This is a genomic window from Olsenella phocaeensis (genome assembly GCF_900120385.1).
Lineage (GTDB): Bacteria > Actinomycetota > Coriobacteriia > Coriobacteriales > Atopobiaceae > Olsenella_I > Olsenella_I phocaeensis.
This window is the reverse complement of record NZ_LT635494.1, coordinates 1,744,368-1,756,287: the sequence shown is the minus strand read 5'-3', so window position 1 is coordinate 1,756,287 and position 11,920 is coordinate 1,744,368. Positions and strand designations below refer to the sequence as shown.

Genomic DNA, 11,920 nt, shown 5'->3' with positions numbered 1-11,920 from the left:
CGCGACGTGATCCGCCCCGACATCGCCGGCGTCATGGGCGCCTACGGTGCGGCTCTCCTGGCCCGTGACCGCGCCGGTGCGAGCGGCACCTCCACACTGCTGCCGCGCGTCGCCATCGACACCCTCGAGGTCAAGCGCATCCAGACCCACTGCGGCCGCTGCTCCAACAACTGCCAGCTCACCATCAACGACTTCGGCGGGGGCCACCGCTTCGTCACGGGCAACCGCTGCGAGAAGGGCGCGGGCAAGTCAAAGAGGGAGCAGAGCAAGGCGCCCAACCTCTTCGCCACCAAGAACAAGCTGCTCTTCGACCGCAAGGGGCTTGCGCCCGACGAGGCGCCCCGCGGCACGGTGGGCATCCCCCGCGCGCTCAACATGTACGAGAACTACCCCTTCTGGCACCGCTTCTTCACCGAGCTCGGCTTCTCGGTCGTGCTGAGCGACCAGACCACCAAGAGGACCTACGAGGCGGGCATCGAGTCCATGCCCTCCGAGTCCGTCTGCTACCCGGCCAAGCTGAGCCACGGCCACGTCATGAACCTCCTGGCCAAGGACCCGGACTTCATCTGGATGCCCTGCATCCGCTGGGAGCGCACCGAGGACGGCAGCGCCACCAACCACTACAACTGCCCCATCGTCATGAGCTATCCGCAGGCGCTGGAGCTCAACGTGGACGAGCTCGCCTCCGACAAGGTCGAGTACCTGGCGCCCTTCATCCCCTACGACGACAAGCGCGAGCTCAAGCGCCGCCTGTACGAGCTCATCGCCGTCCAGAGGGCCGAGGACGCACGCGCCGGCAAGGGCCGCTTCAGGGGAGAGGCGATCACGCGCCAGGAGATAGACGCCGCCGTCAACGCGGCGTGGGAGGAGGACCTGGCCTTCAAGGACCAGATGCACCGCCTGGGCGACGAGGTCCTGCAGTGGATCGAGGACAACGACGCACACGGCATCGTCCTGGCGGGCCGCCCCTACCACAACGACCCCGAGATCAACCACGCCATCCCGGAGCTCCTGCACTCCTTTGGGTTCGCGGTTCTCACCGAGGACTCCGTCGCCCACAAGATGCAGCCCGAGCGGCCCATCCGCGTGGTCGACCAGTGGATGTACCACAGCCGCCTGTACCGCGCCGCCCGCTTCGTGGCCAGCCGCAACGACCTCGACCTCATCCAGCTCAACAGTTTCGGCTGCGGCCTGGACGCCCTCACCACCGACCAGGTGCAGGAGATCCTGGAGGCCTCGGGCAAGATCTACACCGTGCTCAAGATCGACGAGGTGAGCAACCTGGGCGCCGCCCGCATCCGCGTGCGCTCGCTCATGGCCGCGCTCAAGGAGCAGCGCGCCGAGCTCGAGCGCCAGACCGCGGCCGGCGTCGCCGGNCCGTCCCCGTCGCGCCCGGGGGTTGCTCCGTGCGCTTGCAGGGCAGTTTGCGCCCGAAGTCCCCTTCGGTGGTGCAGTTCTCGCCTCCTTTAACATGGATGTTATAAACACGACGCAAAACTCTTCAAAAAGGGAATTCATTATCAAGAATATAGAAAAATTAGAGAATCTCGTGCACATAAAACCGCATATGACACTCATTTCGTAATCTTTATGAAGCACATGAATATAAACTCATGCTTAGGCTGCAGGAACTTTCGTTACGTACGCCCAGAAATAGCGACCGCTCGCCTAGAAGAAAAAATTCAGGAGGCAAGCATAAGTCTATGGTCAAGATGCAGACAGAAAGTTTGTGAGTAAGAAAAATTGGTTTTTAGTTGGCACGTGGAGGGGACGGAGCGAGACGCCCATGGGCGCCGCGCCCCTGCGCCGGGGGGACCTGCACCCCTCCAGGCAAGCAAGGGAGGGTTCTATGCAAGCAGCACTACAGAGGTTGTTCCATCTGGAGGAACGTGGGACCAACATCCGCACGGAGGTGATCGCCGGCCTCACCACCTTCGTCACCGTGGCCTACATCCTGGCCGTCAACCCCTCCGTGCTCGCACAGTCGGGGATGGACAGCGGCGCGGTGTTCACGGCGACCGCGGTGGTCACCTTCATCGGCACCTGCCTCATGGGCCTCATGACCAACTATCCCTTCATCCTGGGTCCGAGCCTGGGGCTCAATGCCTACTTCGCCTACACCGTATGCCTTGGCATGGGCTACAGCTGGCAGGTGGGCCTTGCCGCCTGCTTCGTTGAGGGCCTCATCTTCCTGCTGCTCTCGGTCACCAAGCTGCGCGACCTCGTCTTCAACGCCATCCCGCAGAGCCTGAAGCTCGCCATCACCGCGGGCATCGGCCTCTTCGTGGCCCTCATCGGCCTCAAGGGCGCCGGCATCATCGTGGGCAACGACGCCACCCTCGTGGGGCTCTTCAACATCCACGAGAGCCTCGCTGACGGCAGCTTCTCCACGGCAGGCATTTCGGTGGTGCTCGCGCTCGTGGGCGTCATCATCACCGGCATCCTCTCGTCCAAGCACGTGAAGGGCGACATCCTGCTGGGCATCCTCATCACCTGGGCCCTGGGCATCGTCTGCCAGCTCGCCGGCGTCTATGTGCCTGATCCGGCGGCGGGCTTCAACAGCGTCCTGCCCGACTTCTCGCGCGGGCTCTCCGTGCCCTCGCTGGCGCCCACCTTCATGCAGCTCGACTTCAGCCACATCACCGACCTCGGCTTCCTCACCGTCGTCATGGCCATCCTCTTCGCCTCGCTCTTCGACACCGTGGGCACCCTCGTCGGCGCGGCCTCCAAGGCCGGCCTCCTCGACGAGGATGGCAACCTTGCCCACACCAAGGGCGCGCTCGTGGCGGAGTCCCTGACCACCATGGTCGCCGCGGTCTTCGGCAACTCGCCCACTTGCGTCTCGGTCGAGTGCGCCGCCGGCATCACCTCGGGCGGCCGCACCGGGCTCACCTCGCTCACGGTCGCCGTCATGTTCGTGCTCTCGCTTCTCCTCTCGCCCTTCTTCCTGGCGATTCCCATGTTCGCCACCGCGCCTGCCCTGATCATGGTGGGCTTCTCGATGATGGGCGCCCTCTTCGGGGTCGACTTCGGCAACGTCTGCGAGGGGCTGCCCGCCTTCGTCTGCACCATCGCCATGCCCTTCACCTACAGCATCGCCGAGGGCATCTGCCTGGGCATCATCGTCTACGTGGTGGTCAACCTCGCCGCCGGCGAGGAGCGCAGGCGCACCATCAGCCCCATGATGTACGCGCTGGCCGTGCTGTTCGTCCTCAAGTACCTGGTCATATAGGAGAATCGCGGTGGGCCGCGGCCGGGGCCAGACCGAGCCTGCGGCCCGTCGCGCGACATGCTGGACCTCTCTTAGGATTGGAGAACCCATGGAAGGCAAGTCGTTCGTACTCAAGGGTGACGTCTGCTACAACGTGTCCCAGACCGAGTTCCGCACGCTCGAGGCAGGCTACGTGGTCTGCGTCGACGGCGCGTCCGCCGGCGTCTTCGAGGAGCTGCCCGAGCGCTATGCCCAGCTGCCCCTGCGCGACTTCGGCCATGCCCTGATCGTCCCCGGCCTCAACGACATCCACGTGCACGCGCCGCAGTACGGCTTCCGTGGCATCGCCATGGACCTGGAGCTTCTCGACTGGCTTAACACCTACACCTTCCCCGAGGAGAGCAAGTACGCCGACCTCGCCTATGCGGAGAAGGGCTACTCGATCTTCGCCGACGACCTCCAGAGGTCGTTCACCACGAGGGCCGTCGTCTTCGGCACCATGCACGTGCCGGGCACCGAACTGCTCATGGACAAGCTCGAGGCGACGGGCCTCAAGACCTATGTGGGCAAGGTCAACATGGACCGCAACAGCCCCGACTACCTCAGCGACCAGACCGCCGAGGCGTCCCTCGAGGCGACGCGCTCCTGGCTCGCGGACGTGAGCGGCCGCTACCAGAACACCCTGCCCATCCTCACCCCGCGCTTCACGCCCACCTGCTCTGACGAGCTCATGGAGGGCCTCGGCAAGATCAAGGCCGAGACGGGCCTTCCCGTGCAGTCGCACCTCTCCGAGAACCTGTCCGAGATCGACTGGGTAAAGGGCCTCTGCCCCTGGTCGAGCTGCTACGGCCAGACCTACGACCACTTCGGCCTCTTGGGCGGCAACTCCAAGACCATCATGGCCCACTGCAACTACTCGACGCCCGAGGAGGTCGAGCTCCTGAGGGCGACGGGCACCTACGTGGCGCACTGCCCCCAGTCCAACGCCTTCCTCTCGTCGGGCATCGCACCCATCCGCGACTACCTGCGCCGCGGCGTCAACGTCGGCCTGGGCACCGACGTGGCCGGCGGCGCGAGCCTCAACATGTTCCGCGCCGTCGCCGACGCCGTGGGCTGCTCCAAGCTGCGCTGGCGCTGCGTCGACCAGGAGCTCCCGTCGCTCACCATCCAGGAGGCCTTCTGGATCGCCACCCTGGGCGGCGGCTCGTTCTTCGGCAAGGTGGGCAGCCTGGACGAGGGCTTCGACTTCGACGCGCTCGTGCTGGACGACTCCGGCATCCGCTCGCCCCGCGAGCTGAGCGTGGAGCAGCGCCTCGAGCGCTACTGCTACCTGGCTGACGAGGGTGGCAGGCTTGCCGCCAAGTTCGTTGCCGGCAAGGAGATCGAGCTCTAGGGCACAGATTGCTGCTGGATCGTCGCGCGCCCCTCTCGTCTGCGTCTCGCGGGTGAGAGGGGCGCGCCTTCTTGTGCCGAGATGTCCGTTTTGACCGTTTTTGCTAAGATGAATGCAGCCAAAACAGACGAGGGAGGGAGAAGAAATGCATACCACGACTCTTGTTCCCACTACGTGTCCCTACCTCGTGAGCGCTCAGGGGGACCGCATGCGGCTCACCCAGGAGGCCTATGAGCTTGCCAAACAGGTGGCTCAGGTCCTCTCCTCGCCCTCAGAGGGCAAGGGTCGTGGTCCGCACCTCGTCGGCACGGGAACGGCAGCGAAGGTCCTCGGCGTGTCCCGCAAGACCGTCGCTCGCATGATTGACAGGAGGGAGCTGCCGTGCGAGCGCATCGGCGGCAACCACCACAGGAGGGTCGCTATGGAGGATGTCGTGTCCCTTGCGTTGAGAGTGCGCGCGCAGCGGTCTGCCGCGCTCGAAGAGATGAGGGATGCCGCAGACGAGGCGGGCTTCTATGATACGGACCTGTCATCGTACCTTGACGGTCTCGGCTAGCCGCAATGCAGCTTGCTGTCCTTGACGCAAACGTCTTCGTCACGACATGGACGCTTGACGTGCTGCTCACGCTTGCCGACGCCGAGGTATTCGAGCCCGTCTGGTCCAAACGCATCATCGAAGAAGCCAGGAGGGCGAACTAGCGCATTCGTGGCAACGCGGGCGATGCCATCTTTGACGCTGCCAACAAGGCATTTCCGTTTGCCCAGGTAAAGCTTGCGAGGCGGCCACCTGGCCTTGACCTTCCGGACTTGGACGACGTGCATGTGGTGCGTGCCGCAATCGTCGCGGGCGCGGGCACCATCGTCACGTACAACCTCAAAGACTTCCCCGACTCCGTCCTGCGGCAGTTTGGCGTGACGGCGCGCCATCCAGATGCCTTTCTGCTGGAACTGGCGAGCTCGCGCTCGCAGGTGGTCTTTGACGCCCTTAAGGTGCTGGTGAGCGAGAAGCGACATCCACCGCGAGGGTGGGGCGAGGAGCTCGACGCCTTGCGCAACAACAGGTTGTACGGATTTGCGAGTTGGGCTGAAGCCATCTTGGCGTCTGACGATTCGTGAGGGGAGAGGGGCGCGCCTTTCTTGTCGCGGCCTGGCCGAATGTGTGGGCGACGTGCGCCCGTCACTCTCGTCTGGTGATACTTCTCGCCTTGTGCAATAATTCCCACGCTGTAACATACTTCGCAGGGTGTGAAGTGACTGCCAGCAGGGAAGGAGTCGCGGCATGCGACAGGCCCCTCGCCAGAAGAGCGACGCCACGGCGGCAAGCGCCGATCGACGCGTCGTGCGCACGAGGCGTGCCCTGCGCGACGCCCTCGCGGAAGAGATCGAGGTGACGGGCGACCTCTCCCAGGTCACGGTCACCGCCGTCTCGGACCGCGCAGGCATCACGAGGCGCACCTTCTACTCCCACTACCGGGATATCTCCGACCTCGTGTCCTCGCTCGAGGAGCGGACCATCGACGAGCTCAGGAGCCGCGTCGCACGGCTCTCCGCCGTCAACCTGGACGAGCTCCAGAGGGTCATCGCCCGGCTCGAGCCGGCTCCCGGCGCGGTGGGGCTCCTCGAGTACTTCAGGTCCCGCCCCTACCTGAGCCCCCTTCTGGGCGAGGGGGGAGACCCTGCCTTCGCCGAGCGCATCAAGCTCATGGTGCGCGAGGTGGTACAGGACCGTGCGCTCGACGGGCTGGACCTGCGCGCCATCCCCTTCTTCGACTACTACCTCACCTTCGTCATTTCGGCCGAGGTCGGCGTCCTCGCGCGCTGGCTCTCGGCGGGGATGCGCGAGGACGTGGGCGACATGGCGCGCGTCATGACCGCCCTCCTGTTCGTCAGGCCCGGAGACCTCTACGGCAAGTCGCTGCAGTTCGACGTCGACGCCCTGGGCCTCTCCCTTCTTGGAATTAAGGAGTCAAGCGATGACTAACCACGCAGGTTCCAACGCGGCGCAGGCAGAGGCCACGCAGGGAGTGGAGCTAAGGCAGCAGGGGGCGGAGCTCAGCCCCGCCAACCCCGTCGACCTGGGGCACGCCGAGCTCAGGCTGGGCATCGACGTGGGCTCCACCACGGTCAAGCTCGCCGTCATCGACGCCCGCAACCACCTGGTCTACGCGAACTACGAACGTCACCACACCGACGTGCGAGCCACCGCGAAGGCCCTCTTCGAGCGAGCCCGCTCGGTCATCGGCGACCCCTCCATGCGCGTGTCCATCACCGGCTCCGGCGGCATGCTGCTCGCCAGGTGGCTCGACCTCGAGTTCGTGCAGGAGGTCATCGCCTCGAAGCGCGCGGTCGAGGCCCTCATCCCCCAGACCGACTGCGCCATCGAGTTGGGCGGCGAGGACGCCAAGATTATCTACTTCGACAACGGCATCGAGCAGCGCATGAACGGCACCTGCGCCGGCGGAACGGGTGCCTTCATCGATCAGATGGCCTCGCTCATGCGCACGGACGCCTCGGGCCTCAACCAGATGGCCAAGGAGGCCTCGCACATCTACCCCATCGCGAGCCGCTGCGGCGTCTTCGCCAAGTCAGACGTGCAGCCGCTGCTCAACGAGGGTGCCGCCCCCGCGGACGTGGCCGCCTCCATCTTCCAGGCCGTGGCCAACCAGACCGTGTCGGGCCTCGCCTGCGGGCACCCCATCCGCGGCTACGTGGCCTTCCTGGGCGGGCCCCTGCAGTACCTCTCCGAGCTGCGCAAGCGCTTCTACGAGACGCTGCACTTGGACGAGGAGCACCGCGTCATCCCCGCCAACGCCCACCTCTTCGTGGCGACGGGTGCCGCCCTCGCCGGGGAATCCGACAAGCACGTCACCTTCAGCGAGGTCGTCGACGCCCTTGCCAGCCTCAAGGGCACCCAGGGCTCCGAGGTCGCGCGCCTCGACCCGCTCTTCGCCACCGAGGACGACTATCGCGCCTTCAAGGAGCGTCACGACAAGCAGGTCGTGCCCAAGGGACGGCTCGAGGACTACCACGGTCGCGTGTTCATAGGCATCGACGCCGGCTCCACCACCATGAAGGCGGCCGTCGTGGGCGAGGCCGGACAGCTCCTCTACACCTGGTACGATAACAACAACGGCGACATCCTGGGCACCGCCCGCAAGATCATGGACGACATCTACGACCACCTGCCCGAGGACTGCGCCATCGGGCACGTGACCACCACCGGCTACGGCGAGGGCATCCTCATCGAGGCCCTGCGCGCCGACTCCGGAGAGATCGAGACCGTGGCGCACCTGCGTGGTGCCAAGGCCTTCGTGCCCGACGTCGAGTTCATCCTGGACATCGGCGGCCAGGACATGAAGTGCCTGCAGGTCAAGGGCGGCGTCATCGAGCACATCATGCTCAACGAGGCGTGCTCGGCCGGCTGCGGCTCCTTCATCGCCAACTTCGCCGACTCCATGGGCATGACCGTGCAGGAGTTCGCCAAGGCAGCAGTCGGGGGAGAGAGGCCCATCGACCTGGGCAGCCGCTGCACCGTCTTCATGAACTCCCGCGTGAAGCAGGCGCAGAAGGAGGGGGCGACCATCGGCGACGTGGCCGCGGGCCTCTCGTACTCCGTGATCAAGAACGCCCTGTTCAAGGTTATCAAGCTGCGCGACTACGACCAGATTGGCAAGTACGTCGTGGTCCAGGGCGGCACCTTCATGAGCGACGCCACCCTGCGCGCCTTCGAGCTGCTCACCGGCCGCGACGTGATCCGCCCCGACATCGCCGGCGTCATGGGCGCCTACGGTGCGGCTCTCCTGGCCCGTGACCGCGCCGGTGCGAGCGGCACCTCCACACTGCTGCCGCGCGTCGCCATCGACACCCTCGAGGTCAAGCGCATCCAGACCCACTGCGGCCGCTGCTCCAACAACTGCCAGCTCACCATCAACGACTTCGGCGGGGGCCACCGCTTCGTCACGGGCAACCGCTGCGAGAAGGGCGCGGGCAAGTCAAAGAGGGAGCAGAGCAAGGCGCCCAANACCATCCTGGCACCGCAGATGTCGCCCATCCACTTCGAGATTGTGGAGGAGCTCCTGCGCTCCGAGGGCTACAACGTGGTGCTCCTACCCTCCGTCGACCACAAGGCCGTCGACACCGGTCTCAAGTACGTCAACAACGACATCTGCTATCCCTCGATCCTGGTCACGGGCCAGATCATGGAGGCGGTGCTCTCGGGCAAGTACGACCTGTCTCGCACGGCCGTGCTCATCTCGCAGACCGGCGGCGGCTGCCGCGCGACCAACTACATCGCGCTCATCCGCAAGGCCCTGAAGGACTCGGGCCACGAGGACGTCCCCGTGATCTCGCTCTCCGTCGCGGGCGGGCTCGACGAGGACAACCCCGGCTTCCAGATACTGAAGCCCGGCCTCATCGTCAAGGCCGTCTACGGCCTGCTCTACGGCGACCTGCTGATGAAGCTCCTGTACCGCACCCGTCCCTACGAGGCCGAGGCCGGTGCCGCCAACAGGCTCTTCGACCACTTCATGAGCCGTGCCAAGACGCTGATCTGCCGCACCGACCGCAAGAGCTTCTACCGCCTGTGCCAGGACACCGTCGACCGCTTCGACGCGCTGCCGCTGGTCGACGACCGCAGCAAGCCTCGCGTCGGCGTGGTGGGCGAGATCCTCGTCAAGTTCCACCCCACGGCCAACAACCAGGTCGTGGACGTGATCGAGGGCGAGGGCTGCGAGGCTGACGTCCCGGGGCTCGTGGACTTCTTCCTCTTCGGCACTTCCAACCAGATCAACATGAAGGACGAGCTGGGCACCAAGGCGACGAGCCGCCTCACGCACGGTGCTGGCATCAAGCTGATCGAGGGCATGCGCGCGCCGATTAACCGCATGCTCGAGAGGTCCGAGCGCTTCGAGCCCTACATCGACATCTTCGAGCTCGCCGCCAAGGCCAAGCAGGTCCTCTCGCTCTGCAACACCATGGGCGAGGGCTGGCTGCTCACGGCCGAGATGGTGGACCTCATCGAGAGCGGCACCCCCAACATCGTCTGCGCCTCGCCCTTCGCCTGCCTGCCCAACCACGTCGTGGGCAAGTCGGTCATCAAGAGGCTGCGCCAGATGCACCCGGAGTCCAACATCGTGGCCGTCGACTACGACCCCGGTGCGTCGGAGGTCAACCAGCTCAACCGCATCAAGCTGATGATCTCGGTGGCGAAGGAGAACTTCAGGAACGGCGGGGCGTTCAGGGTCCAGAATCCCGATGACCCCACCGAGCGCGTGGTGGCGCCCTATGTGGACGAGACCCGCTACCAGCGTAGCTACACCGACCGCATCGTGAACGAGCGCGCGGAGAGCGCGGCGGTGCACGGAATCAGGCTGTCCCCCGAGCAGCTGGCCGAGATCGAGCGCGCCAAGCGCAAGGCAGGCGTGAGGTAAGGGAGCAGGAGAGCACGAGGTAGCTACGCAGAAGGCGGACACGAGGTAGCCACGCAGAAGGCGGACGTGGGGCAGGGGGGCAGCCACCCGCGCGGCAGGAGGCGGGGCGTCTGCACGGCAGGAGACGATGCCGCTGCGGCGGTCCGGCTTCCGCCAAGAGGTACTTCCAGGCGAGAGGGACGCTGCGGCGAAGGCCAGGCGCCCCTCTCGCCATTTTTCTCTCCCTCCCTCCCCCTCTCGCGAGTGCACAAACTTAAAGCTTCAGATTGCGCATTCGACTACCCATGCCTCCTCCTTTCCTGGGCAAACACGCTGCTTAATTGTGTTGAGTGCGCAATTCAAGGCATTCAGATTGCGCACTCGCGAGAGGAGACACGGGGAGGGGAAAGAGGCGAGCGGAGAGAGGGGCAAGCGGGATGAGGAAGCGCGGAGCTTGTCCAAGCGGGATGAGGAAGCGCGGAGCTTGTCCAAGCGGGGTAGTCCGTGGGCTTTCTGTGACGAGTGTGTTCCCACGTCGGTTCGACGGCAGGCAACTTAAGCGTTAGCTGCAGGTTGGTGTCATGGCTGAACTGCGCAAACGAGGCTTGCATACATCAACCCCAATCTGCTGGCAGTCTGCGGCAAGCTGCCAACGAGGTACCTGCGAGCTTGCGTTGCTAGTCTCGCCGCATGGATATCTTCGTGTCGGGCGGCAGCTCCCTGGAATTGCTGCGCAGAAGCAGGATTGACAATCAGGTCACGGTCGCGCCAACGGGCTTGCGGCGAGTGAGGAGGTCGGCATGCCCCTACGAGCGCCTGGGTGACGTCGCGGTCGACCGGCTCTCTGGTCTTCTCGCCATCAATGCAGCGCATCCATTGCGCCTTCATGCCCCGGACCCGGGACATAGGGTTCGGCATCGTCTCGTGGCAAGTGACATGTGTTCGGTCGAGTTTCCCGCGACCGCCTTCCTGGGCCTGTCGTCCCCGCTTCTGAAGCCTGGGACGCATGGGTTTGCGATAGACGTTCCCCAGCTCAGCCTCTTGCAGCTTGCCCGAGACCGGCAGAGGCGCATCCGAAGGGGCATCCTTGAGGACTTTGCCGCCCTCGTCGACCTAACGGAGTTCACAAACGAGATGTGCGGTAGCTACGGCAGGGACCCACGGGACCCCTTGCGGGGAGCCTGTACGTATGGGCTCAGGCCACTCCAGCGCCTCGAGGACTTCTCTGGCTTCTTGGCTGGCTGCTCGCGCATGCGTGGCATTGCACTGGCAAGGCAGGCCGCGCATCTGGCAGTGGAGAGTGCCGCGTCCCCGATGGAGTCGCTTCTCGCACTGCTCCTGAGCCTTCCGCCAGAGCTGGGTGGCATCGGTCTCGAGAAGCCCCTGGTCAACCAGCCTTTGGACCTCGGGCCGTCTGGAAGGGGAGTCCAACACCGGAGGCTCAGGCCCGACCTGTACTTCCCTGGCCTGGAGCTCGCACTTGAGTATGACAGCGGGGAATGGCATGACCTGGCGGAGCAGCGAAGGGAGGACGTTCGTAGGATGCAGGACTACGCGGCACTTGGCATCGTCGCCTGCCCCATTGTCTTCGATGACTTGCGCACGCCTGCGGCTGCTGAGACGCTTCTGGCTCGAGTGATTTCGCCTTCGTCGAGGCACATGGGGAAGCGGCTTGCGCGAGAGCGACTTGACCTGCTCGGGGACCCCGAGCTGCGTGCCCGGCGCAGGATTCTCCTCCGACGACTGCTCCCCCGTGGCCGTCGTCCGCCCGAGTGCGCAAACTGAACGTACTGATTTGCGCACTCGAGGGTAGATGCCAGCCTAGTCAGAGTGCCCTGCAGCCCGAGTGTGCAAACTGAATGAGTCAAATTGCGCACTCGGCAGGGTTCTTTCTCACTTTCCTGGGCA

Annotated in this window: 8 protein-coding genes and 1 pseudogene; all 9 read left to right on the top strand. The window is 65.1% G+C overall.

What is annotated here, in order from left to right; all coding sequences use genetic code 11:
* Positions 1-1,374: pseudogene (locus BQ7388_RS08495) on the top strand (acyl-CoA dehydratase activase-related protein); the annotation flags it as partial.
* A 475-nt stretch (positions 1,375-1,849) separates the two neighbouring features.
* Positions 1,850-3,232, top strand: a complete 1,383-nt coding sequence (locus tag BQ7388_RS08490; RefSeq protein ID WP_072500281.1) for an NCS2 family permease — start codon at positions 1,850-1,852, stop codon at positions 3,230-3,232.
* An 88-nt stretch (positions 3,233-3,320) separates the two neighbouring features.
* Positions 3,321-4,604 carry an amidohydrolase family protein gene (locus BQ7388_RS08485; protein ID WP_072500280.1) on the top strand — a complete coding sequence of 428 codons (1,284 nt, stop codon included), beginning with the start codon at positions 3,321-3,323 and terminating at the stop codon, positions 4,602-4,604.
* A gap of 208 nt (positions 4,605-4,812) precedes the next feature.
* Positions 4,813-5,160, top strand: a complete 348-nt coding sequence (locus BQ7388_RS08480) for an excisionase family DNA-binding protein (protein ID WP_159430818.1) — start codon at positions 4,813-4,815, stop codon at positions 5,158-5,160.
* Between the two features lie 5 nt (positions 5,161-5,165).
* Positions 5,166-5,303 carry a hypothetical protein gene (locus BQ7388_RS12390; protein WP_156797639.1) on the top strand — a complete coding sequence of 46 codons (138 nt, stop codon included), beginning with the start codon at positions 5,166-5,168 and terminating at the stop codon, positions 5,301-5,303.
* Positions 5,304-5,411: 108 nt separating this feature from the next.
* The gene (locus BQ7388_RS11655) at positions 5,412-5,720 is read left to right on the top strand and encodes a VapC50 family PIN domain-containing toxin (RefSeq protein WP_083558336.1); all 309 of its coding nucleotides are present in this window, start codon (positions 5,412-5,414) and stop codon (positions 5,718-5,720) included.
* A gap of 163 nt (positions 5,721-5,883) precedes the next feature.
* Positions 5,884-6,585 (top strand): TetR/AcrR family transcriptional regulator, encoded by a 702-nt coding sequence (locus tag BQ7388_RS08470; RefSeq protein WP_072500278.1) that lies wholly within the window; start codon positions 5,884-5,886, stop codon positions 6,583-6,585.
* Positions 6,578-10,033 carry a BadF/BadG/BcrA/BcrD ATPase family protein gene (locus BQ7388_RS08465; protein WP_072500277.1) on the top strand — a complete coding sequence of 1,152 codons (3,456 nt, stop codon included), beginning with the start codon at positions 6,578-6,580 and terminating at the stop codon, positions 10,031-10,033. The genes BQ7388_RS08470 and BQ7388_RS08465 overlap by 8 nt, the downstream gene beginning before the upstream one ends.
* Positions 10,034-10,702: 669 nt before the next feature.
* Entirely contained in the window at positions 10,703-11,797 is a 1,095-nt protein-coding gene (locus tag BQ7388_RS08460) for a hypothetical protein (protein WP_072500276.1), read from the top strand.
* Positions 11,798-11,920 lie beyond the last annotated feature (123 nt).

Coding starts and splice junctions, on each gene's coding strand:
- BQ7388_RS08470 (WP_072500278.1), top strand. CDS start 5,884: ATGCGACAGGCCCCTCGCCAGAAGAGCGACGCCACGGCGGCAAGCGCC.
- BQ7388_RS12390 (WP_156797639.1), top strand. CDS start 5,166: ATGCAGCTTGCTGTCCTTGACGCAAACGTCTTCGTCACGACATGGACG.
- BQ7388_RS08480 (WP_159430818.1), top strand. CDS start 4,813: ATGCGGCTCACCCAGGAGGCCTATGAGCTTGCCAAACAGGTGGCTCAG.
- BQ7388_RS08485 (WP_072500280.1), top strand. CDS start 3,321: ATGGAAGGCAAGTCGTTCGTACTCAAGGGTGACGTCTGCTACAACGTG.
- BQ7388_RS08460 (WP_072500276.1), top strand. CDS start 10,703: ATGGATATCTTCGTGTCGGGCGGCAGCTCCCTGGAATTGCTGCGCAGA.
- BQ7388_RS08490 (WP_072500281.1), top strand. CDS start 1,850: ATGCAAGCAGCACTACAGAGGTTGTTCCATCTGGAGGAACGTGGGACC.